We start from the raw sequence: 23,140 nt of genomic DNA, 5'->3' as shown, positions 1-23,140 counted from the left end.
GCATGGGCTATTGTGAATTACAGATAACAAGTAATTTTAGTTTTCTCGAAGGTGCTTCACACCCTGAGGAACTGATCGAAAGGGCTGCTCAATTAGGGTATCATGCTGTTGCAGTAACCGACCGTAATAGCCTTGCTGGGATCGTTCGTGCGCATATCGCGGCTAAGAAAGTAGGTATACGACTTATTCCTGCCTGTCGTTTAGATTTACAGGATGGCCCAAGTTTATTGGCCTACCCAACAGATAAAGAGGCTTATGGCCGACTCTCAACATTGTTAACTGTTGGAAATTTAAGGACCGAAAAAGGAAAATGCGAGTTATATAAAAACGATGTATTTCAATACGCTGAAGGGATTATATTCATTATTTGTCCACCTGAAAAATTGGTCGTGGGGTTTGAGCTTGAACATTCATTTATTGAGTTTGTTCAGGAATGTCAACAGCATCTCCAGGGCTATCTTAATCTAGGAATAAAAAAACTCTATCGTGGGGATGATGCTAAATTATTGTTTCGGATAAATCAGCTGGGCGAACAATTGGATCTCCCGAGGGTGGTACTTGGTGATGTATATTATCATGTCCCTGAAAGGCGTGAATTGCAGGATATTTTAACCTGCATTCGTGAAAAATGTACGATACATACGGCTGGATTTCATTTACATCCTAATGCGGAGCGTTATCTCAAATCAATACCTGAAGTTGAACGCTTGTTTAGGCTGTATCCTGAGGCCGTAGCACAGAGTGTAAAAATAGCCAATGCTTGTCGTTTTGCCCTAGATGATTTGAAGTACATCTATCCAGATGAATTATCATCCCATGGTCGAACGACGCAGGAGGAATTAACTTATTTAACCTGGGAAGGGGCAAAAAAACGATTTGACGGAGCTATTCCAGCAACAGTTCGTGAAACGATTCAAATGGAACTTGATTTTATCGAACGCAAAAATTATGCTTCTTATTTTTTAACTGTATACGATTATGTCCGGTTTGCAAAGGAAAAAGGAATTTTATGCCAGGGACGTGGATCGGCAGCAAATTCTACGGTCTGTTACTGTTTGGGCATTACTTCTGTTGACCCATCAAAATACAGGCTTTTATTTGCACGATTTATGTCCGATGCACGCGATGAACCGCCGGACATAGACGTCGACTTTGAACATGAGCGTCGAGAAGAAGTGATCCAGTATATTTATGAGAAATATGGTCGAAATCGTGCTGCTATCGTAGCAACTGTCACACAGGTACGATCCAAAGGCGCAATACGTGATGTTGGCAAGGCGATGGGGCTTTCCATGGATGCTGTAGGGCGTTTAGCAGGGGTAGTGAGTAGCCATTGGGACGACGATATCAATTTGGAACGTTTGGTTGAACAGGGCTTTAATCCCGAAGATCAACATTTGCGAAAAGTTCTCGAATTGACGCACCAATATATTGGCTTTCCACGTCAATTGGGGCAGCATACGGGCGGCTTTGTTATTACGCAAGGTAATTTGCATGAGCTTTGTCCCTTAATAAATGCCCGCATGGATAATCGGACAAATCTCGAATGGAATAAAGATGATCTTGAGGCACTGGGTTTTCTAAAGGTTGATGTACTTGCTTTGGGGATGTTGACCTGTATACGCAAAGCTTTTGACCTCGCTAAAAAGCATTATGGAAAAGAGCTTACCCTGGCTGATATTGGGGCAAAAGACGATCCAAAGGTTTACGATATGATCTGTCATGCGGATACCTTAGGTGTGTTCCAGATCGAAAGCAGGGCCCAAATGTCGATGTTGCCGCGATTAAGACCGCGCAAATTTTATGACCTGGTTATTGAGGTGGCTATCGTACGGCCTGGACCAATACAAGGCGATATGGTGCATCCTTATTTGCGTCGGCGAAATAAAGAGGAAGCTGTCGATTATCCAAGCACAGAGATCCAAACCATTCTTGAAAAAACCTTGGGCGTCCCTCTTTTTCAGGAGCAGGCCATGGAAATTGCCATTGTTGCTGCGGGATTTACACCTGCAGAGGCCGACGAATTGCGCCGAAGCATGGCTACATTCAAAGCCAAAGGGCAGGTGTCAACTTTTCACAAAAAGATGGTCGATGGTATGGTAAAGAAAAACTATACGGAAGAATTTGCAAATCGAGTTTTTAAGCAATTGGAAGGTTTTGGCAGTTACGGTTTTCCAGAGAGTCACGCAGCGTCTTTTGCGTTACTGGTGTATGTGTCCTCATGGCTCAAGTATTACTATCCCGATATTTTTGCGGCATCCTTACTCAATAGCCAACCTATGGGTTTTTATCAGCCCGCTCAAATTGTTATTGATGCACAGAAACACGGGGTAAAAGTACGTCCTATTGATATAAATCATTCCTTGTGGGACAATACCTTAGAAGGAGAAATTGGAAAACCACATGACCTTCGATTAGGCTTACGTCAGATCAAAGGATTTTCAATGGAAGAGGCTGCTGTGCTGACACAAGGTCGGCAGTCTGCTTATGCATCCATTACTGGTATGATGGATGTTGGACTATCTCTTACTGCGTTGGAGAAGTTAGCTGATGCAGATGCCTTTACATCATTAGGTATTGATCGTCGGCAAGCACTTTGGGAAATTACAGCATTGGCGGATCGTCCGATTGCATTATTTGAAGGTCAACCCTCTGAAAGTATAGTAGAAGGACAGATCGAACTGCCATTGCTCACGAAAAGCCAACATGTAGTGGCCGACTATGCAAGAACCTCGCTATCCATTAAAGCACATCCCGTGAGTTTCTTGCGCGGTAAGCTTGATCTACTCCATGTCGTGCCCACAGCAAAATTAGGTCTGATCAAAAATAATATACTCGTGAAAATATGCGGATTGATTACGGTTAGACAACGACCAGGAACCTCTAAAGGTGTTTTATTTATCACCATTGAAGATGATACCGGTTTTGCAAATATTGTCGTTTGGAGTACTGTATTTGAAAAATATCGAAAAGAAATTCTTCGCGCAAAACTCCTGATGGTCGCGGGTAAAATTCAAGTTGAAGGAGAGGTTATTCATGTAATAGCAGAACGATGCTTTGATATGTCAGGTTTGTTAAAAGATCTGACAACAGATGGCGACAATGCTGCAGGTATTTTTCATAAGGGAAGAAATTTTCATTGATCTTTCATTTATTAATCTGATTTTTGATCTAAAATGGTTCAGTGCTAATCGATAGCGAAGCAATCCATAGAAATTAAACGGTATGACTAAAAATATTCTCGTAAATACAATCGAAATTGATAAAGCAACTATTCGTGAATTAATTAAACAGGGCGATGTCAATGCCGCAATTGATCTGGTTGCCACAGCAGCAAATGTAAAGTATAAAGCTGCCCGGGATATAGTGCAAATGTTTCAGGAAGATCATATTGATCTTTTTGATGGTAAAGACTTATTTTTAGGTGATTATGACCGGGTTGAACATCGTGACGATGCTGACAGAGCAGATCACAAAAGATCTACATTTTTGGAAGTGGAAACAAATGAGCATGGCCGGACCAGTATTTGGAAGGCACTTTTTATTTTTTCTGTCCTTGCACTATTTGCTTTTGTTATCTTAAATTACGTTGTTGGTTTTAATCAAATAGGACATCATATTTCAGAACTTACGCAGTTATTCGATAAAAATGAAGGCTCAGCTGCTGCAGATGCTGACACATCCAAACAAAATATCGCCTTAAGTGTTGGAGCCACCCAGGTGGACGATGTTGAAGACCTCCATCCCGTAGATACAGATCTCTTACCAATGGATGTGAGGCAGGCCGAAATAGCACGAATATATCAGGCTCAATTCGACCGATTGAACCCCGCAAAACATTCGCCAACGGATGAAGATGCACAGCTTGCTTTAATTCACCTTACCAAAGGACGGTTGACGGACCTTATTATTCAACAAAAATTAAGTGTAAAAATAGGGAAGTGTTATGAAAACCTGGCCATGAAAGATAAGGGAACTTGCGTGAGTTGCATGATACTACTTTATAATAGAGCGCAGAAAAAATGGCAAGAAGCACCCGATGGGGAAAATTTCCTGCGTAATGCTTATGACTTTTACTTGTCCCCTGATTCAGATTTGTGGGAAGCTAGTCCCTTGAGTATGCGCATACCCTATGATTATGCTTTAGTGCACAAATATAAGGCAGCAAATTAGCGGCCTTAACCCTTATATAAAATAAGATAAAACAGCTAAACCCTATACAAATTACCTGCTATTTTATCTTTTGTGAAGGTAAATAAGCTATTGCACCTAGGACAAATAAGAGCAATATGACCGATAGTGCGACCGAGTAGCCATAAGCTGATGAAATATGCTGCCAAATGAAAAATTTATTTTCTTTTTGATGTAGAAATACACCGACGATAAATGTGATTCCCAGGCATATTGATAATTGTTGTATCGTAAGATAGATGGCAGATCCGACGGAAATTAATTTTTCATTGAGGTCTTTTAAGGCAAGAGTCATTAATGCAGGTAGTACACTACCGCAACCAATGCCGTAAAAAAAGAACAGGGTATGTATCTGGTAGTTATTTAAAAGCATCGTATTAAAAATGAAAAGATGTGCAACCAATCCCAAAATCATAATGCCTAATCCATAAAGCACCACAATTTTTCCATGACGCTGTATCAACTTGCTTACCATAACGCTTGCCAATACATAACCTATGCCTTGATAAACAAAGGCAATTCCGGTCATTGTTGCTGTATAATTCTTTTGATTTTGAAGGTAATTGGAATTTATGATAAAATAAGCGTCCTGTACCATATAGTAGGCTAATGCGGCCAGTAGACCCAAATTGAAAACCCGATTATTGAATAAGGCGAAATTGAGTACGCTAGGATAGCCCATCTTTTCTAATTTACGCTGTTTTTTTAGAAATAGCTGGACAAAAACAAGCGTTGTTCCCAGGACCAGCAGTGACCATATTGGCCATTTCAAGTCAGGCCCCATGATTAATGGAAAAATTATTCCCATTAAAAGCGTAAATAATGTTACCATTGGTTTAAAAGAAACAGCGGATTTAACGTAGACTTGATCGTTAGCTGTATAACGATAGACAGCAAAGCAGGCGACCGCCCCAATGGGAACATTAATTAAAAAGATAAGACGCCAGCTTTCATGTATCCAGGTCTGGTCGGGAAGTATTCCGCCCAATAATTGACCGATGACAGAAGCGATGCCTGCTATACTCCCATAAATACCCAATGCCATTGATCTCTTCTCGGGATTTTCAAAACGTAAAGTGATCAATGCGATACCCTGTGGAACCATCAATCCAGAACTAATCCCTTGGATCAATCTTCCGGCCAATAAAATGTAAAGATTATCGGCTAAGCCACATAAAAGAGAGGCTACTGTAAAACCAGCCATGCCAATTAAATATAATTTCTTCTTTCCATAATGATTTCCGGCATTCCCTGCATTGATTAGAAGACTTGTGTAACCAATGATATATAGTATTATGATCCATTGCGTATCACTATTGCGTAGATGTAGCGCATGTTGAACCGTGGGAAGAGAAACATTAATGATAAAAAGATCGATGACGAAAAGAAATATACCCGTTGAAAGGAGGAAAATATGAAGTAGATCCTTAATTTGAAAGCGCATATAGAAAGTTTTTAATAATTTTACGATTAAAAATAGTTTGGATATTTTTTGCAATCAAGTAGTTATAAATGATGTACTTGGTATGTTTTTATGAACTAATGGTCAGTATGAGGAGATTATAAAGGAAAAAAAAAGTGAAAATTTTGGAGCCTGTTGTGATGTCAACGGAATTTTTAAGATAATTGGCGGAAAATGGAAAGTTTTGCTCATTAAGGCTGTTGCCAAACAATGCCCCAAAAGATTTGGAGAACTACGGCGGGAAATGGAAGATCTGGCACAAACGACCTTGACCGTTCAACTCCGTGAGCTCGAACGTGATGGTATTTTATGTAGACAGATTTATGCTGAATCTCCACCACGTGTGGAGTATAAACTTAGCGAATTAGGTAAAACTTTACTGCCGGTCATTGAAAGACTTGATGAGTGGTGGTCTGATTACAAACGCGAAAGGGGATAGGCATTTAGTTTATATTCCCTTTCGCTACTCATTTTTGCTGATGCCTAATGAGACAATTGTACCGATGATACAACAGTTTGCATCCATTCTGTTTCTTTAAAAGGTGCATTTAGTCACACATTGCTAATAGCGGTACCTCAAAATAAATTTGATGGGAAGTCTTGTTAAAGCATGACCTCGGCGTCAGTGATTCCTTTGGTTGATAGGTCTGAGATGCTCCTTAGTGTTCTTTGCGAAATTTCGGTTAATGCTTCTGTGGTGAAAAAAGCTTGGTGTGCCGTCACTAAGACATTCGGATAACTCATCAATAATTGTATTGTTTCATCTTCAATAATTGTTGTCGATAAGTCTTTAAAAAACAACTTTTCCTCTTGTTCATAGACATCAATACCCAGTAAACCAATTTTTCGTTCTTTGAGTGCTTTAATGACATCTTGGGTGTTGATCAGATTGCCTCTGCTTGTATTAATAATAGTAACGCCGTCTTTCATTTTCCCCAATGACTCGCTATTGATGAGGTAGTGGTTCTCGGAGGTTAGGGGACAATGAAGTGAAATGATATCTGATTCTTTGAAGAGCTCATCCAATGATTTGTAATTGACACCCTGTGTTGTAAGCTGCTGATCGGGATATAAGTCATAGGCAATTATTTCTGCCCCAAATCCCAATGCAATTTTGATAAAGGCCTTTCCAATTTTCCCCGTTCCAATAACGCCAATTTTTTTCTGATGAAGATTAAATCCTAAAAGGCCATTCAATGCAAAATTTTGCTCCCTTACGCGGTTATAGGCTTTATGGGTTTTACGATTCAATGTCAATAACATTGCCATTGTATGCTCTGCAACTGCTTCTGGGGAATAAGCCGGGACCCGACATACCTGAATGCCAAACTCCTTTGCCGCCTCCAGGTCAACATTGTTAAAACCAGCACAGCGTAACGCAATCAGTTCGACACCTTTTTGAGCAAGTACTTCAATCACTTGTCGGTTTAGTTTATCATTGACAAATGCGCAGACCACTTTCTCATCTTCAATAGCATTGACAATATGTGGACCTAAATGCGTTTCAAAAAAATTAAACTGAAATCCGTAAGCGCTGTTTTCCTGTTCAAAGAATAATTTGTCGTAGGGTTTAGTCGAAAAGAAGGCAATTTTCATAAAATTGTTTGTTACGTAATAGAATACCATAAATATACAGTATAAATAGCTTATTTGGAACTTCCGTTGTAGGATGTTTCCCAATAGTTATCACATCATTTAACAAAAAATAAGCTAAATTAGACGCATTACATCGATCGTTATACAAATTTTAAGACTATTAAATTGTCCCGATATGCAGTGGTCAAATCAACTCACAAAATCAATAGGTATTGAATATCCGATTATCCAAGCTCCAATGTTTGGTGTTACGACACCAGAAATGGTCATTGCAGCCTCGCGTGCTGGAGCGCTCGGTTCGTTATCTTTGGGTGATCTGCCTCCAGAACGTTGCAGCGAACTTATTCGTTTGACTGCCGAAAATCTAAAGCGGCCTTTCGCGGTCAATATTTTTGTCAATAATATTCCCAAGGTTTCAGTCGATTTAAGGAAACAGTATAGTGAAACAAAAACTTTCGTGGAGCAATTAGCCGCGCAGCACGACTTGAAAGTAACCTTACCCGAGCTTGATAGTATCCATTTGACCGATTACAGGGAACAGATTGACGTAATCATCACCCATCGGTGTAAAGTTGTGAGTTTTACGTTTGGAAATTTGGATACAGAAAGTATAAAACGATTGAAAGACAATGATGTTACTCTTATTGGTACATGCACCTCGGTGGCAGAAGCAATCGCTTTGGAAGAATCTGGCATTGACATCATCTGTGTACAGGGACTAGAAGCAGGAGGACATCGCGGAAGTTTTGACGAGACTCCAATACCGGCGATTGGCGGACTTTCACTTCTACCGCAGGTAAAAGAGCATGTCCATGTTCCCCTTATTTATGCCGGTGGTTTATACAATGCTAGTACGTTGCATGCTGCAAAGCTCTTAGGTGCCAGTGGCTTCCAGGTGGGTAGTTTATTACTCAAATCTAAGGAGAGCGCGCTCCTGGACTTTGAAAAAGCGCGTCTTTCAAGCGTTAAGGAATCAGAGATCGTATTAACGAGGAGCTTTTCAGGGCGCTACGCCAGAGGTATAAAAAATAAATTCATTGAAGCTTTAGACGCCGCTCAAAAGATTTTGCCCTATCCTTATCAAAATAAACTCACAGGCGAATTAAGAAGAGTAGCAAGGATAAATAGAAATGCTGATTTTGTCAACATTTGGACCGGACAATCGATGCATTCTTACAGTGAACTTTCTACTGCAGATATTATACGTTCCTTGATCAAAGAAGTTGAAATTTTACATACTAGTTTAGTTGTTTAACAATAAACACGAAATAAACTATGTCAATACATTGTCATTTTAAGGGATAACAATCTTTAAAACCTGCGTTTAAATTATTTAAATCGACCTGTAGTTGTTAATCTACAAGACATTTTCTTTTTTTTTCGAAACTTTGTCTCACCGTGAAAAACTAAAAATCTACCGCTATGGAGAACGAAAAAAAGAGAATTCTTGTTATCGAAGATAATGAAATTCTATTGAGCACAATGCAGTTTGTTCTTGTAAGAGAAGGGTATGACCTCTTACTGGCAAAGTCCGGTAAAGAAGCCCTTTCGTTGGTTTCGGACGAAACCATTGATTTGGTCATAACAGATCTGGCATTACCCTTTGCTAATGGCTACGAAATAATCGATCGCATTCGGAAAAGCAGTACGAATAATCAGGTGCCAGTTATTATTATTTCAGGCTATCGAGATGACAACAGCATTGTTGAAGGTTTCGAAGTAGGAGCCAACGATTATATCAAAAAACCTATTTCGCCGTCTGAACTGATATCCCGTGTACGATTAAGAATAGGTCATGCTTAGTAAAATAGAACATACGATTCATAGCATCCGATCCTTTTTTGAGGGTGAGGGTTGGCCTATTTTGGTTACGATAGCGCTTGTGTTGAGCTTTCTATTTTGGGTAAGCTGTCTTGTCGGTATTGCTATCTTTTATTATCGCGACTATCGGTACCGCCTATATCATGCTAAAATATATCCTGTATTGCGAGATTTTATCTATGAACACATTTTGATTGATAATAGGAATAGCCATTATCCGGTGGATAAACTAGCGTTGGATCTTCATAAGCCGATCATTCAGAAAGTGGTCCGTCAAATATTGCATGAATATATTTTTACTATCGGTGGAGAGAAAGGAAAAAATATGCGGAGTTTATTTAATGAATTGGGCTTCGATAGAGAAGCGCAATACGAAATAAGACACGAGAGCCACCATGTGGCAGCCACAGTAAGATCTTTGGCCGATTTAGCATTGATGAAGGTCGAAATCCAGGATGCGGTTTTGACGCAGCTGATGAGTAGCCCACGCATTGAAATTCGGGTAGCGGCCTTTAAATATCTTTTGCAGGTGCGGGGTGAAATATCCTTCGATCAGGTTTTTTCTGGTATTGCAGGAATTACTGACCTGGATGCACTTGATATCTATCAAACAATTGTCTCAACCGACTATGTGGGATCTTACGTGTTCTCTCAATGGCTGGACGGCGCTCAATCTTTTTCAATCAATAGCCTTATGATGGACCTCATGGTCTATTACCAGCAATTAGATGAAGAAAAATTATGGCAGCTCATCGTTTCAGCTCAGGATGCTAAAACGCTACACAAAGCGATCAACTCATTGGGCAAACTCCTGGCGAGAGATAGCGAAAGTCGGTTAGTGGATTTTTACACCATCGAGCAGCCCTTAAATGTCAAGATAGAGATTGTAAAAGCATTGGGGCGTCTTGGTCAAGGAAAATCGATCGATCTTTTAGAGAACATCTTCAACGATAAAAGTACAGTATTGGCACTACGAAAACACGCTTATCGTTCCCTGCTCGCGCAAAAGCCTTACAGTGCATCAAGTTTACGTAAAATTGAAACTGCTGAAAATTTGGACGATTATAAGCTTATACGTTATGTTAGTCACCCTATGGTTCACTATATATAGATTGCTAGGTATTGTTTCCATAACACAAAAGTATTGCATATGAAACATTTTATATTTTCAATAGAATTTGTTTTCGGATTTTATTGTCTCTTGCTGTTGATTGTATACGTCATGTTGTTTCGGATGTCATCCATATCGATCAGGAAGAATCTTCGGAAGAGAAATTCCCGACGTGTGCAGACATTAATGGAGTCTGAAATTGCTCCAGGGGTAAGTATTGTCGCACCAGCATATAATGAATCGGTTACAATCGTGAACAATGTACGTTCGCTGATGACACTGTTTTACTCCAGATACGAGGTCGTTATTGTGAATGATGGCAGTAAAGATGATACATTGGAGAAGCTCATTAAAGAGTTTGATCTGGTCCAGGTAGACTTTTTGGTTGACTATTTGGTGCCATGTAAGGAGATTAAAGCAATCTACAAATCCAGGGACATCTCTCATAAACGACTAACGATCGTTGATAAAATAAACGGGGGCAGTAAGGCCGATGCGGTAAATGCTGGAATTAATGTAGCTTCCTTTCCTTATATTTTAAATACCGATGTGGATTGTGTGCTCGCCAATGACACCCTGGTTCAATTAATCGAAGCTGTACTGGATTCGAAGGAACGTGTAATCGCTGTGGGCGCAACACTACGGATGTCAAACTCCAGTTATGTGGATTCCGGTATGTTGGTGGAAGCTGCATTACCCAAACCCATATTGGCACGTTTTCAGGAAATGGAATACATTCGATCATACCTGTTGGGTAAAATGGGCTGGAATTACCTTAACTGTATTCCTAATGTTTCTGGGGGATTGGGATTGTTTGATAAAGAGATTCTCATTGCTGCGGGCGGATATGATTCTAATTCCTTGGGCGAGGATATGGAGATGGTAACCAGAATGTGTATGACCATGTGTGACAATAACCAAAAATACGAGGTCAAGTATATTCCGCAGACGCTCTGTTGGACTGAGGGGCCTGACAGCCTCAAGATGTTAACGCGTCAACGTGTACGCTGGGCGCGGGGTTTGATGCAAATTATGCGCACACATCGTAAGGCCTTTTTTAATCCAAAGTACAAAAGGTTTGGACTCATCGTTTTTCCATACAATGCCATTTTCGAATTTTTTGCCCCTATTATGGAGATTTTAGGTATTTTCTTTTATATCTACCTCATCCTAACACATGGCATTAATTGGCCAATGGCTATTCTTTTATTGATCTTCGTCTATATGTTTTCGGTCTTTCTGACAAGTTTTTCCATTTTACTGGACAATTATGTCTATAAATATTACAAACGGCGAAAAGATATTATAAGGTTATGCCTCACCGCATTTATAGAACCATTTGTTTATCATCCCATTATCGTTTATAGCTCGATTAAGGGCTATGTCCAAGAACTTTTTGGGAAAAAGCATGCCTGGGGGGAAATGACGCGAAAAGGCACCTTAACTCCTTTGCCCTCTGATCACATTAAAAAGTAGAAAAATGAAAAAATTAATCCTATCTGCGCTAATTTTTTGTTTGCTATTTTTGTCGCAAGTTGTACATGCGCAGGTTAACTGGCAAAATAAAACATACGACGTTGACAGCTTGGTTCCAAAAGCCGCTGGCTACCTGCGAGCAGGAAGGGTGGGGGAATCCATTGCATTGAGCCAAACCGTATTATCAAAATATCCTAAATACACGGATTTTAGGTATATCTTGGGATTGAGCTATCAGAAGATGGGGCGAGCCGACTGGGCGATTCCCTATTTTGAAGCAGTGGTTTCGAGCGAGCCCAGCTACAGAGATGCGTATCTTTCATTAGCTGCACTATATGAGTCTTCTAATCAGCCTGAAAAAGCAACGATTACCTGGCAATCCGCACGTAAACGGTTTCCGATGGACGCTGAAATCATCAGGTTGTATAGCGAATTTGAACATCGGAAGTTAACACGTGACCGTGATGCGTGCATCGATATCTGGTATAAAAGGGGACGGAACTTCGTCGAAAAGGGAGATGTATTTCAAGCATTGGCCTATTCGGACAGTATACAACACGCTGATCCTGCAGACAATCGTTTCTTATACCTGCGATCAAGTGCTTTTATGACGAATAGAGAATACGGGAAAGCGAAGACTGATTTCGAAACTTTATGGAGCAGAGGTGACAGTTCGATTTTTGTTACCGAACAATTAGCAAACATTGCCGCACTAAACAAAGATTATTCAACGGCATTGGGTTATATGAATCAGCTGGTAGCGAAGATGCCAGAAAATTTACAATATCAGCATTTGACCAAAGTTTACCGCGAGAATATGCCTTATAAGTTTTATATTGGAGCAAATCATATGCAAAGTTCGCAAGATCGGCCAAATGGACATTTCTTTATTTCAGGTCTGGAATATGGCCAAAGATTAGGGGAGAAAAATACGCTTATCGGACAGTTTAATTACGGGAATAGACGTGGTGAGAAAGGTTATCAGGTCGGTTTGGATGCTTGGCTTAACTACAGTAAAAATATATATGCCTATCATCAGATAGCTTGGGCTGATGGTAGTGTTTTTCCAACATGGCGCGCATCTTATAGCCTATATCGGGAAGCGGGATTGTGGCTCTTCGATTTCGGAGGAAGGTATGTTCGTGCAAATGACAATACAAATAATTACGGGCTTGTCGCTTCTGCAGGGCGATATTTTGGGCCAACTTTTGTCTATTTAAGGGGATTTTTGTTACATGATGAACAGCGATGGAACCAAGCCTACTCCCTCGCGATCCGACATTATTATAACAGTGAAAAACCGGATTCCTATGTCACACTAATCGGTAATGTAGGGACTTCGCCAGATGATCCATCGCGTTATCAATTCCTAAACAACCGTTTCAATTTTTTATCCCGATCAATTAATGCAGGCTGGCAACATCGCATAGATGCTTGGGGTTTTACGCTCATGGGCGGATGGAGCTATTACAAAGTTGCTGAAAATAGATTTATGAACCAGTATGATCTAAATCTATCATTAAGGAGATATTTTTAATATGATGTGGAAGTTTATGTTAGGTCTATTGTCTTTGGTAACGATAGTTCAGGGTAAGGAAAGATTGGTATTGGTGGAGAACGGGAAAACGGATTATGTCATTCAGGCGGATGCAAATGATCCTGTTGTGCAAAAAGCTGCTGCGGTGATAAACACTTTTACAAAAGAAAGCACAGGTGTAGATTTTGCAATACAAGCTAAAGTTGATGGTACACATGCCATTATTTTGGAAAGAAGCCCAATAACGAATGCTTCTCCTGAAGACAGTTATTCAATTGAAGCCGTCGGAAAAAATATTTACATCAAGGGAAGTGGTAAAGGCGTATTATTTGCGGCGTACCGTTATGTCAGGGATGTTATTGGTGGACGAAAGTGGTATACAGGTAAAGAAAATACCGATGTTCCAAAGTGTACTGCGTTATATGTGGATGCCGATTTAAAAATCTTTTCAAAGCCTAATTTTCAGTTTAGAGAAGTTTATTTCCCTGTGGAATTGGATCAGGAGTACATGGACTGGTATGGCCTACATAATTTGGAAGATAGATGGGGTGACTGGGGCCATACCTTCAGTAAAATATTGCCACCATCGATTTACTTTAAAGATCATCCGGAATATTACGCGCTGTATGATGGGAAGCGTCAACCGATTCAGCTCTGTCTTTCCAATGAAGAAGTTTTTAATCATACAGTCGCTTACTTTAAGAAAAGGATGCTTGAAAATCCAACGGCTATCTATTGGTCCATAGCAGCCAATGACGACATTGGAAGCTGTACTTGCGATCTTTGCCAAGCCATTGATAAGCGCGAAGGAGGAGCACAGGGCTCCTTGATTCACTTTGTGAATAGGGTGGCGGGAAAATTTCCAGACAAGAAATTTACGACACTGGCGTATCTCGAATCGGCTAATGCTCCAGCGCATCTTCGCGTCGCAGATAATGTTTCGGTTATATTAAGTAATATCGATGCTTTTCGGAAAAATGATATCAGTAGTGAATATTCTGCAGCAACTTTCCGTAGACAATTGGGCGCTTGGAAATCGAAAGCGAAACATGTGTTTGTATGGGATTATTTGACTCAGTTTACCAATTATCTTGCCCCATTCCCCATTCAAGGAACAATGCAGAAAAGCATGCAATATCTGAAAGGACAAGGGGTAGAAGGGGTATTCTTACAAGGTGGCGGAGCGACCTATAGTGATATGGCGGAGTTAAATGCTTATATTTTGGCTAACCTTGCCTGGGATACAGATGGTCGTTCAGAAGAGCAATTGACAGATGAATTTATTGAGGGATATTATGGTAAGGCAGCGCCATTTATTAAAAAATATCTCGATCTGCGAAGAAATCACTTGCCTGGAGCTTCCTCCGCTTTGTCGATTTATGGAAATCCAATCGATAATAGAAAGGATTTTTTGAGTCCCGAAGCTATGGATCAATACAGTACATTGTTAGAAAAAGCTGAAATTGCAAGTGAAGGAAATCCTTTATTAGAATCGCGTATTAGACGTGTCGGTTTAGGCTTGGATTACACCTACTTGCAACAAGCACGGTTCTATGGTCCTCATCAGCATGGTATCTTTGAGCAAGACGGCGAACATTGGGTTGTGAGGCCTAATGTAAGCCGTAAAGTGACTCAATTTATTAAAGACGCCAAAAGGCTAGGGGTAATAGAACTTGCCGAAGGGGGGGCGTCACCTGATGCTTATGCAAAAGAATGGAGCGAAATATTCAATGCTGGAGTCAGAACGAACAAAGCTTCACAAGCAAGTATAAAACTGAAAAATCCATTCGATCCTTCCTTCCCTGCCAATGGTCTGGAAACCCTCTCCGATAGTGTCCCAGGATACATGGATTATAGCTACAACTGGTTGCTATGGAATGGGGAGCCGATGGATATTACGTTTGATTTTGAACAGGAAAAACACATCGATACGATAGAGCTTAATTTTCTAAAGGATGCCCGACATTGGATATTTTCACCAAAGGAAGTCCGCATTTCGGTATCCCAAAATGGAGAAGATTTTCAAGATGTGCTGCTGAGGAAACTTGAATCCCAGGAGGAAGATTTTACAGTGGAGAAGGTTCGCTATCGAGCTTTGATAAACGACCGTGTTAAGGTCATCCGAGTCTATGCTGAGCCCTTAGCAAAATTACCTGAATGGAGGTATCATCCGAAACGGAACGCGCTTATAGCCTGTGATGAAATATGGATAAACTGATGTTGAAGATGTATCTATAGAACTGATTTTAATGGTGTGTGGATATTGTTCTACAATAAATTTTTTAGTACTTTAATTTAATACGGAAAATGATTAAATTAGAGTTAACTAAGTTATAAACAGATTCATATGGAAATTAAAACATCTTCAAAATTTGTTGCCGAACTAATTGGAACATTTGGTTTGGTACTTTTTGGTTGTGGAGCTGCCGCTATTGCAGGGGCCAATACCACAGCTGGACTTTCTGGCCTTGGGCTGTTGGGTATTGCAGTCGCCTTCGGCCTTTCGGTCGTGGTTTTTGCTTATGCGATCGGAGGAATCTCAGGTTGTCATATCAATCCTGCCGTTACGGTTGGTGTATTACTGGCGGGTAAAATGTCTGCCAAGGATGCAATTGTGTATATCATTGCTCAATTTATTGGCGCACTTTTGGGAGCATTTGTTCTTCAGCAGATTTTGAGTGGACAGCTGGCCGGCTTTACTGCAGGTGAATGGGCCTATGGCTCCAACGGATGGGGAAAGGGTTATCAAAACGAGTATGGTACTGCTTCTGCCTTTCTGATTGAAGCAGTGTTAACGTTTCTTTTTCTATTTGTGATATTAGCGACAACCTCTAAAGTAGGTAACAGTACAATGGCTGGACTTGCAATCGGTTTTACACTGCTATTAATCCACCTCGTTGCTATCCCTGTAACGGGTACATCCGTTAACCCAGCACGTTCATTTGGTCCTGCCATTTTAGCGGGGGGGCAAGCTTTGTCTCAGCTATGGTTATTTATCGTTGCGCCGCTCGTGGGTGCTGCAGTTGCAGCAGTTGTTTGGAAAGCGTTGGAACCTAAAGACTAATTTTTTTCATTTTATCGGATGCGTCCAATGGGTACAACATACCTATTGGACGCTTTCATTTAGGAGTGATTGATAAGCCTAGAGGCAGGATCACTAAGATTTCAATATGGCCTCCATAAAACTTGCAACCTGTTCCTCGTCGGTGGCCCAGGAGGTAATCAGGCGAATAGCAGCATAATCATTATCTATTTCCTTCCAAATATAAAACTGGTATTTCTGACTCAATGTCTCTATGACAGATTTGGGTAAAATCGGGAAAATTTGATTAGTGGTTGAGTCTGTCAAAAATGAATGGCCTTTTTCTTTGATCACCTGAGCGATCCGCATAGCGTAGGAATTTGCTTTTTGCGCTAGTTCAAAATATAAATCATCTTTAAAGAGCTCGAGAAACTGAATGGATAAAACCCGGCCCTTGGCAAGCAAAGCGCCCTTCTGCTTGATTGCATAGTCAAAATCCAGTGCCAATTCGGGTTTATTAAACACTACGGCTTCACCTAAAAGCGCACCGTTTTTCGTCCCACCAATATAGAATACGTCAGCATAATTTCCAATGTCTTTCAGTGTTAGATCGTTGTTTTCAGCCATCAAAGCATGCCCCAACCGAGCTCCATCCAGATAAAGTAAAAGATGATGTTCTTGACAACATACATAAAGTGCTTCCAATTCTGTCAGCGTATAGATCGTGCCAATTTCAGTCGAATTGGAAATATACACTATTCTTGGCTTTACGACATGTGGCGCCAGTGCATGTTCCTTTAACGTTTTTGTAATATCATTCGGCGTTAGTTTTCCATCAAGTGTTTCGACAGTAATGACTTTGTGTCCAGTTGCTTCGATAGCGCCAGTTTCATTGGCCGATATGTGCCCAGTTTTTGCGCTAATTACGGCTTCATGGATACGTAAGAGAAAGGATAGCACAAGTAGATTTGTCTGTGTTCCGCCAGATAAAAAGTAAACAACAGCTTGCTCGTTCGCTATCTTTTTCTTCAAAATGCTTTTTGCTGCTTTAGCATATTCATCTTCGCCATAGCCGGCTTGTTGTATCAGATTTGTTTCGATAAGTTTATCTAAAATGCGGGGGTGCGCCCCTTCGGAATAATCGTTTTTAAAATTATACATAATGCTGTTTTTTACTTCAGATGCTCTTTACTAAGTACGTCAAACGCATTACCAGGATGATAAATGAATCTTGACCGAGTCAAATGTATAAATACAATATCGTTTTTTAACAATCTGAGCAGGAAAAAAATGGGATAAAAGCTATGAATATAACATTCTGAGCGTATAAGAAAAGAATATGTTGTTTTGCACTGTAAATGTTTTTTCAAAACTTATGATTAAATTTGGGAGAGGAGGTAGAAATAAATATTTATCCTTATCAAATTATGAAAAGAGTCGTATTTGTTGCGAGTATTTCGCTGGCATTTGGAATGGGGTACGCCTTTAATACCATGAGCCATTTGAACCGACCTGTCGAGTTAAAAAGAGTAACTGGTATAGGCGGAATTTTCTTCAAGTGCAAAGATCCTAAAAAATTAAGAGCCTGGTATGCCGATCATCTGGGACTGGCAACAAATTCTTACGGCGCTGTATTTGAGTGGTATCAGGGTGCTGATAGTACGAAAAAAGGATTTACGCAATGGAGCCCTTTTAAAGAGAGTACAAGCTATTTTGGCCCCTCGGAAAAAGACTTTATGATCAATTATCGGGTTGCCGATATTGAACTCCTAATCGATCAATTGAAGAAGGAGGGAGTTACGGTACTTGACAAGATCGAGTCCTTTGACTATGGCAAATTTGTTCATATCATGGATATTGAAGGAAATAAAATAGAGCTTTGGCAGCCGAACGATCTTGCTTATGAAAAGATGGGCATCGATATGGGGGCCAAAACGACAAAGTAGGTCATAGCATAAAGCACATCGCCACACATAGGCGGTATGACAGATATTTTACGTGAGATTAAACCCAAGAGTAGAGTTGTCACCATTAGGACCAAATACTGAATTTTTGCCGCGCTTTTCATTCCGTATATCGATACCAAATTTATTGTCTGGAATAGGAAATTGTTTCAACAGGATTTCCAAAAATCTTTTTGTTTCCTTTTGTCTTCACAAATCTATCCTGTTGTGCTATTGTACTAGCGATAGAGAAAATGACATTTGCGTCGTTTTGGGGGTGTATTGTAGCGAGTAGCTGTCTGTTTTGATCGAACAGCTGAAGCTGGTTGACCAAAGCATGGTTTATTTCCATGATGTGGATCTCTTTCAGTGGAATAATCCTATCCTCTTTTTTCGGCTGCCTGATGGATAAGTTCGTGTTGTCAACTTGTACTTCAATCTTGGGATTGATCAATTGCAAGATGACGACGAGTGGACCAATGATAACAACCGCAACCAATATCCCCAAGCCCTTCGCCGAACCAAAATTATTTGCCGCATCGGCCATCCCATTTATACCACCGAAGATCATATAACATAGTATAAATACAACAACTAAATAAATTAATCCAAAGATTAAGCCCTTTTTAACCTGATGTGATTTAAATTGAAAAGTCTTCATACGATACGCTTTGATTTTTTACATATATATTAATTAAAGATATTTATATTTATGCAATCAGAGAGATATTATGTTAAACATTTTTTCATTTTGTTCGAGCAGGTAGTGGAAAACAGCATTGAAATTAAGAGAACCAACTTCCAACGGAAATCAGATTATTTTCAACTGCTGATGTATATGCTATGCTCAATGCTGGGTGTTGTCAGTATATTTTGGGATTGGAAAGCAAGTATCCCAGCTTTAATGTGTACAATTTTTGTGTTAATAATACGACGTAAGGTTGACATTTTGTCTAATATGAGCTGGTTTATTTTTGGATTTATTGCTGTTGCATTGCTTTTGTCCTGGATTTTTCATCTGTCTTTTGGTCTGTTTGTGCTTCAGTGTGCATTATTTGCAACCGTTAAACTTGCCATATCAAAATTTAGAGAGATTGGTCAAGATCACACTGATATTATCTTCTCTTTAAATGCCATTGAGTTCTCTTGTCTATGTCCCGAAAACAGCGATTATAAGGGCTATGCAATAAATCCCTTGGGCTATAAAAAGCGATTTCAAATGGCAGATATTCGCTCTATACAACGCGATCGCAAAAATCTACTTATCGTATTAAAAGAACAGATCGTCCGCCCCCGCGAACTTAGACAGGAAGAGATAGAGCTCATTCTTACGTATTTTAGAAAAAATAAGGCCGATCTTATTCATGCGGTAACCACCGAAAGGATCCTCCAGGAAGAGGATCGTGTCTATTGGATCAAGCTGATTGTTTTTGCTTTGCCCTGTCTGTTGGCGGTATGCGCAATCTATATTTTTGCTGATAACGGGCGAAATTCATTAATCAGCGTATGTATCATTATTGGGGCAATACTTCTAGCGGTAATTTTATTAAAGATTACGAATTTGGTTTATCATCATGGTAAGAAAAAGTAATTTTTTTATTTTAAGAAGTCTGCATACCAATGCCCAGAGGATTTGATAATACGTTGTTGATTTTTGAAATCAACATACACCAGTCCAAATCTTGGCCGATATCCTTCAGCCCATTCGAAGTTGTCAAGAAAAGTCCATACAAAATAGCCCTTGACATTTACACCTTCCTGTTTCGCACGATAAACTTGTTGTAACGCTTCCTGTAAATAGGAAACTCTTTTAGGATCATGTACTATACCATTCTCGGCTTTATCGGGAAACGCGGCGCCGTTTTCGGTAACAATTAAAGGCGGCATGTTTTGGTAGGTACTGAATTTTTGGAGCATATGATAGATGGACGCTGGGTAAACCTCCCAGTTCATTTCAGTTAAATCAACTTTACGCTCTTTTGCGGATACTATTTTTGCTTGGAGATAAGGAACGAACATGGCGTATCGTATAACCTCCCGCGTATAATTCTGTATCCCAATGAAATCCATATCAAATTTCAGGTCTCTTTCATCATTCGATTTAATATACTTTTCAATTCTATTCAGTATTTTAATCTCCTGAGTAGGATAGCCCATCCCTAAGAGAGGTTCTATAAACAGACGATTGAGTAATACGTCTGCTTTTTTTGCTGCTTTAATGTCCTTGTCTCTCGATGTGAATGGTTCGACATGAGAACATGAAAATGTAGTTCCAACCTGACTGTCGGGCTGGATCGATTTGATGATTCGACCTCCCTGTGCTTGTGCCAATGCCGCATGATGCGCGGCGGCCAAAAAATTACCCAGACCTTTTCGTTCCGGTGCATGCACGCCAAAGAAATAACCTGCGGCAGTGAATACGGTAGGCTCATTGAGAACCATCCAGTTTTTAACACGATCACCGTAGGTATGCACACATTTGGAAACAAATTCGCCAAACCAATCTTTTACATCACGGTTCACCCAGCCACCTTTTTTTTCTAATGCATGGGGAAGATCCCAATGGTATAAGGTAACCCAAGGGGTGATCCCTAGTTCGAGCGATAGGTCGATCAATCGATCATAAAAATCCAAACCTGATTGATTTACTTCACCGATTCCACCCGGGAAAATACGGCTCCATGATAAGGAGAATCTATAATTAGGAATATGCATTCCTTTCATTAGATGGAGATCCTGGACGTAGCGATTGTAAAAATCGCAAGCCTCATTACCATGTTGATTTTGAAATATACGGTTCCTTTTTTGTACAAAGATATCCCAAATAGAAGGACCTTTGCCATGTAAATCATGCGCACCCTCGATCTGATAGGCAGCTGTAGACACTCCCCAAATAAAATCTTTGCCAAAAGCATCTTTGGTTAAAAGCATTTATAAAATAAAATTATCGGACCTCAATGCCGTTTAAAAACAATTAGGTCTTGTGGAATCTCAAGGGTGAATAGAATGAACTGAATCGACCTAGAAAGATCCTAAATATAATTCGCTGGAAAAAATAGTTTATAGTTTTCATAATAGATACATTACTCCGTTGATTACATTGAACTATTGTATGATAAAGTTACGAAACGCAAATGAACTGTATATAAACTATATGTTAAATATACGAAAAAACACCGGGATGAATCATGGTATTATGCTTAGCCGTATGCTAATTCTAAGCAAGTTTTATTTGTAAGTACGATCTTACCGGAATGTCTAGGTGGCGTAGATTCTTAATCCCAATTTTTGAGCTATCTAATTTCAAATTCCGTATATATTGTCCTTTTAAATTCTAAAACTTCGGGGGCTACTTTAAATCCTTCGCCGCCGTAACCCTTGTTGAATGTTTCTAACGCCATCCCTGTTCTAAACTGCGTCGATTGGTTGGATGCGCTTCCGTCGTTCGACAAAAAAAGCAGTTTGCCAATTTCGACATCAGCCCGAGATGCAAGTTTTTTTGCAGATTTTAATGCATCATCATAAGCAATAAGATCCGCTTCTCTTAAAATACTGTCTGCTTTGGAATGATCGAATGAGATGGAGCCTATTCCGCTTATTTTGGTCTCTAACAACTTGCCTGTTAATTCTGTAAATTTCGATAAATCATGTAAAACAAAATCGATTGTTTGTTGTGCTTGATACCCAATAAATTTATTGGTATTTCCGATGTATTGATAATCCTTATTTGCTGATACGCTGCTTGTTTTAATGTCTTCCTTTTTATTGCCGTATTTTTGGAGCAATGCAATGACCGTATCGACAGTTGCTTGAGTCTCTCTAACCGCGTCTACCATCCTCGGTTTTGTGAATGCCGTATTGATTGTCAACGTGACTTGATCGGGCATTATCCTAATCTTTCCTTCACCACTGACACGAATTCTATTTTCACCTTCTTTTGCTGCCCGATCACAGGACAATACGACCATAATGCCACTCAAGCATATAAAAAATAAAGTGACTAACTGTTTTTTCATACTTTTTGATGTTCAATCTATTAAATCAATAAGTTGTTCCCTAAATATCTAAATATAATGAATAACTAGGATATCCGCTAGGGTAAAATGCAGTTGAAGCATAGGAAGGTCTAAGTAATGGGAAATAAGATAAAAAAGCAGGCTAATTACCTGCTTTTTTATCTTGAAAAGCGACCATTTTTTAATCGATACTTTTTGAATAAATCTTTAGCTGTTTTTGCAGTGCTTTCCTGGCCATATGTATACGTGTTTTGACCGTACCCTCCGGGATTTGCAGATGCTCTGCAATTTCATAATATTTAAATCCTTCCAAAAACATTGCAAAGGCGTTATAGTAATCTTTTGATAAACTATTGAGTGCGTGTTGTATATCAGAGGCTATAAAATTATTTTCACCGCGATTGGTTGTTATTTCATTATGATAACCTATACTTACATATTCATTGCGGTAATTCTCCAATCTTTTATTTCGAGTATATTGGTTAATATATGTATTTTTCATGATGATATAGAGCCAGGACATCAACTTTGGATGTTTCAGGAATTTTTCAATAGATCCCAATGACCTTACCATGGTCTCCTGAACCAGATCCTCTCGTTCATCCGGATCGTTTGTAAATTGCGCTGCCAAATATTTTAATGTAGGTCTTTTTTCCTTAAACAGTTGATCGATTGTTAAATTTTCCATATTATCAAGTTTTAAGTGTCTATCTTGCCTATATCACTACAATTAAGGTGCTAGAAAATAATTAAGAGGAAATGCGTTGACGCTGAATGGATCAAGCTGATTTATTACTTGTTATATTTTAACAATCAGTTAGTCAATGTTTTATGTAGAATAACTATTCAGCTATCAGGCTGATGCTAAGCGTTATTCTGCATTAATAACAAGTGTTTTCCTGTTTAATTTCCCCCTTTTTTCTTTTTGTCGCACGTATTTATACGTAGTGTTTTAATTGGTACAT

General features: G+C 39.6%; 19 protein-coding genes. 12 read left to right on the top strand and 7 right to left on the bottom strand.

Going from position 1 to position 23,140, the window contains the following annotated elements; translation table 11 throughout:
• Positions 1-2: 2 nt before the first annotated feature.
• Complete coding sequence (locus AAW12_RS10260; RefSeq protein WP_046673527.1) at positions 3-3,143, top strand: error-prone DNA polymerase; 3,141 nt, start codon at positions 3-5, stop codon at positions 3,141-3,143.
• A gap of 82 nt (positions 3,144-3,225) precedes the next feature.
• On the top strand, positions 3,226-4,173 hold the full coding sequence (locus tag AAW12_RS25430) for a hypothetical protein (protein ID WP_053003612.1): 948 nt from the start codon (positions 3,226-3,228) through the stop codon (positions 4,171-4,173).
• A gap of 58 nt (positions 4,174-4,231) precedes the next feature.
• Here the strand turns inward: AAW12_RS25430 and AAW12_RS10250 are convergent, their stop codons facing one another.
• On the bottom strand, positions 4,232-5,635 hold the full coding sequence (locus AAW12_RS10250; RefSeq protein ID WP_046673526.1) for an MFS transporter: 1,404 nt from the start codon (positions 5,633-5,635) through the stop codon (positions 4,232-4,234).
• Between the two features lie 115 nt (positions 5,636-5,750).
• Between AAW12_RS10250 and AAW12_RS10245 the strand changes: the two genes are divergently transcribed.
• Positions 5,751-6,092 (top strand): winged helix-turn-helix transcriptional regulator, encoded by a 342-nt coding sequence (locus AAW12_RS10245; protein WP_156167614.1) that lies wholly within the window; start codon positions 5,751-5,753, stop codon positions 6,090-6,092.
• A 164-nt stretch (positions 6,093-6,256) separates the two neighbouring features.
• Here AAW12_RS10245 and AAW12_RS10240 read toward each other — a convergent pair whose 3' ends face one another.
• Complete coding sequence (locus AAW12_RS10240) at positions 6,257-7,249, bottom strand: 2-hydroxyacid dehydrogenase (protein WP_046673609.1); 993 nt, start codon at positions 7,247-7,249, stop codon at positions 6,257-6,259.
• A gap of 175 nt (positions 7,250-7,424) precedes the next feature.
• Between AAW12_RS10240 and AAW12_RS10235 the strand changes: the two genes are divergently transcribed.
• The 7 genes from AAW12_RS10235 to AAW12_RS10205 all read left to right on the top strand — a co-directional run bounded on the left by AAW12_RS10235 (position 7,425) and on the right by AAW12_RS10205 (position 16,258).
• The gene (locus tag AAW12_RS10235) at positions 7,425-8,504 is read left to right on the top strand and encodes an NAD(P)H-dependent flavin oxidoreductase (protein WP_046673524.1); all 1,080 of its coding nucleotides are present in this window, start codon (positions 7,425-7,427) and stop codon (positions 8,502-8,504) included.
• A gap of 167 nt (positions 8,505-8,671) precedes the next feature.
• Positions 8,672-9,052 (top strand): PleD family two-component system response regulator, encoded by a 381-nt coding sequence (locus tag AAW12_RS10230; protein ID WP_046673523.1) that lies wholly within the window; start codon positions 8,672-8,674, stop codon positions 9,050-9,052.
• Positions 9,045-10,181 carry a HEAT repeat domain-containing protein gene (locus AAW12_RS10225; RefSeq protein WP_046673522.1) on the top strand — a complete coding sequence of 379 codons (1,137 nt, stop codon included), beginning with the start codon at positions 9,045-9,047 and terminating at the stop codon, positions 10,179-10,181. The genes AAW12_RS10230 and AAW12_RS10225 overlap by 8 nt, the downstream gene beginning before the upstream one ends.
• A 39-nt stretch (positions 10,182-10,220) precedes the next feature.
• On the top strand, positions 10,221-11,657 hold the full coding sequence (locus AAW12_RS10220) for a glycosyltransferase family 2 protein (protein ID WP_046673521.1): 1,437 nt from the start codon (positions 10,221-10,223) through the stop codon (positions 11,655-11,657).
• A 4-nt stretch (positions 11,658-11,661) separates the two neighbouring features.
• Complete coding sequence (locus AAW12_RS10215) at positions 11,662-13,194, top strand: YaiO family outer membrane beta-barrel protein (RefSeq protein WP_046673520.1); 1,533 nt, start codon at positions 11,662-11,664, stop codon at positions 13,192-13,194.
• A gap of 1 nt (position 13,195) precedes the next feature.
• Positions 13,196-15,412, top strand: coding sequence for a DUF4838 domain-containing protein (locus AAW12_RS10210; protein WP_046673519.1), 2,217 nt, complete (start codon positions 13,196-13,198; stop codon positions 15,410-15,412).
• A 129-nt stretch (positions 15,413-15,541) separates the two neighbouring features.
• Positions 15,542-16,258, top strand: a complete 717-nt coding sequence (locus tag AAW12_RS10205; protein ID WP_046673518.1) for an MIP family channel protein — start codon at positions 15,542-15,544, stop codon at positions 16,256-16,258.
• Positions 16,259-16,351: 93 nt separating this feature from the next.
• On the opposite strand, the gene AAW12_RS10200 is transcribed toward AAW12_RS10205, so the two are convergent.
• A complete protein-coding gene (locus AAW12_RS10200; RefSeq protein WP_046673517.1) occupies positions 16,352-17,377 on the bottom strand; it encodes a threonine aldolase family protein in 1,026 nt (341 codons plus the stop codon).
• Positions 17,378-17,643: 266 nt separating this feature from the next.
• Here AAW12_RS10200 and AAW12_RS10195 point away from each other — a divergent pair, with 266 nt between their 5' ends.
• Entirely contained in the window at positions 17,644-18,162 is a 519-nt protein-coding gene (locus AAW12_RS10195) for a VOC family protein (protein ID WP_197084010.1), read from the top strand.
• 142 nt (positions 18,163-18,304) lie between these two features.
• Here AAW12_RS10195 and AAW12_RS10190 read toward each other — a convergent pair whose 3' ends face one another.
• Positions 18,305-18,820 (bottom strand): hypothetical protein, encoded by a 516-nt coding sequence (locus AAW12_RS10190; protein WP_046673516.1) that lies wholly within the window; start codon positions 18,818-18,820, stop codon positions 18,305-18,307.
• A 297-nt stretch (positions 18,821-19,117) separates the two neighbouring features.
• Between AAW12_RS10190 and AAW12_RS10185 the strand changes: the two genes are divergently transcribed.
• Entirely contained in the window at positions 19,118-19,750 is a 633-nt protein-coding gene (locus AAW12_RS10185; RefSeq protein WP_197084009.1) for a hypothetical protein, read from the top strand.
• 5 nt (positions 19,751-19,755) lie between these two features.
• Here the strand turns inward: AAW12_RS10185 and AAW12_RS10180 are convergent, their stop codons facing one another.
• The 3 genes from AAW12_RS10180 to AAW12_RS10170 form a co-directional block, all read right to left on the bottom strand.
• The gene (locus AAW12_RS10180; RefSeq protein WP_046673514.1) at positions 19,756-21,090 is read right to left on the bottom strand and encodes a GH1 family beta-glucosidase; all 1,335 of its coding nucleotides are present in this window, start codon (positions 21,088-21,090) and stop codon (positions 19,756-19,758) included.
• 362 nt (positions 21,091-21,452) lie between these two features.
• The gene (locus AAW12_RS10175) at positions 21,453-22,175 is read right to left on the bottom strand and encodes an SIMPL domain-containing protein (protein WP_046673513.1); all 723 of its coding nucleotides are present in this window, start codon (positions 22,173-22,175) and stop codon (positions 21,453-21,455) included.
• Between the two features lie 181 nt (positions 22,176-22,356).
• Positions 22,357-22,863 carry an RNA polymerase sigma factor gene (locus tag AAW12_RS10170; protein ID WP_046673512.1) on the bottom strand — a complete coding sequence of 169 codons (507 nt, stop codon included), beginning with the start codon at positions 22,861-22,863 and terminating at the stop codon, positions 22,357-22,359.
• Between the last annotated feature and the right edge of the window lie 277 nt (positions 22,864-23,140).

It is taken from the genome of Sphingobacterium sp. Ag1, from assembly GCF_000988325.1.
Classification (GTDB): domain Bacteria; phylum Bacteroidota; class Bacteroidia; order Sphingobacteriales; family Sphingobacteriaceae; genus Sphingobacterium.
The sequence above is the reverse complement of the archived record's forward strand: the minus strand, read 5'-3'. Positions and strand labels throughout refer to the sequence as shown.

Excerpts from the sequence above, each read along its gene's own strand:
- AAW12_RS10260 (WP_046673527.1), top strand. The coding sequence starts at position 3 with ATGGGCTATTGTGAATTACAGATAACAAGTAATTTTAGTTTTCTCGAA.
- AAW12_RS25430 (WP_053003612.1), top strand. The coding sequence starts at position 3,226 with ATGACTAAAAATATTCTCGTAAATACAATCGAAATTGATAAAGCAACT.
- AAW12_RS10250 (WP_046673526.1), bottom strand. The coding sequence starts at position 5,635 with ATGCGCTTTCAAATTAAGGATCTACTTCATATTTTCCTCCTTTCAACG.
- AAW12_RS10240 (WP_046673609.1), bottom strand. The coding sequence starts at position 7,249 with ATGAAAATTGCCTTCTTTTCGACTAAACCCTACGACAAATTATTCTTT.
- AAW12_RS10235 (WP_046673524.1), top strand. The coding sequence starts at position 7,425 with ATGCAGTGGTCAAATCAACTCACAAAATCAATAGGTATTGAATATCCG.
- AAW12_RS10230 (WP_046673523.1), top strand. The coding sequence starts at position 8,672 with ATGGAGAACGAAAAAAAGAGAATTCTTGTTATCGAAGATAATGAAATT.
- AAW12_RS10225 (WP_046673522.1), top strand. The coding sequence starts at position 9,045 with ATGCTTAGTAAAATAGAACATACGATTCATAGCATCCGATCCTTTTTT.
- AAW12_RS10220 (WP_046673521.1), top strand. The coding sequence starts at position 10,221 with ATGAAACATTTTATATTTTCAATAGAATTTGTTTTCGGATTTTATTGT.
- AAW12_RS10215 (WP_046673520.1), top strand. The coding sequence starts at position 11,662 with ATGAAAAAATTAATCCTATCTGCGCTAATTTTTTGTTTGCTATTTTTG.
- AAW12_RS10210 (WP_046673519.1), top strand. The coding sequence starts at position 13,196 with ATGATGTGGAAGTTTATGTTAGGTCTATTGTCTTTGGTAACGATAGTT.
- AAW12_RS10205 (WP_046673518.1), top strand. The coding sequence starts at position 15,542 with ATGGAAATTAAAACATCTTCAAAATTTGTTGCCGAACTAATTGGAACA.
- AAW12_RS10200 (WP_046673517.1), bottom strand. The coding sequence starts at position 17,377 with ATGTATAATTTTAAAAACGATTATTCCGAAGGGGCGCACCCCCGCATT.
- AAW12_RS10195 (WP_197084010.1), top strand. The coding sequence starts at position 17,644 with ATGAAAAGAGTCGTATTTGTTGCGAGTATTTCGCTGGCATTTGGAATG.
- AAW12_RS10190 (WP_046673516.1), bottom strand. The coding sequence starts at position 18,820 with ATGAAGACTTTTCAATTTAAATCACATCAGGTTAAAAAGGGCTTAATC.
- AAW12_RS10185 (WP_197084009.1), top strand. The coding sequence starts at position 19,118 with ATGAGCTGGTTTATTTTTGGATTTATTGCTGTTGCATTGCTTTTGTCC.
- AAW12_RS10180 (WP_046673514.1), bottom strand. The coding sequence starts at position 21,090 with ATGCTTTTAACCAAAGATGCTTTTGGCAAAGATTTTATTTGGGGAGTG.
- AAW12_RS10175 (WP_046673513.1), bottom strand. The coding sequence starts at position 22,175 with ATGAAAAAACAGTTAGTCACTTTATTTTTTATATGCTTGAGTGGCATT.
- AAW12_RS10170 (WP_046673512.1), bottom strand. The coding sequence starts at position 22,863 with ATGGAAAATTTAACAATCGATCAACTGTTTAAGGAAAAAAGACCTACA.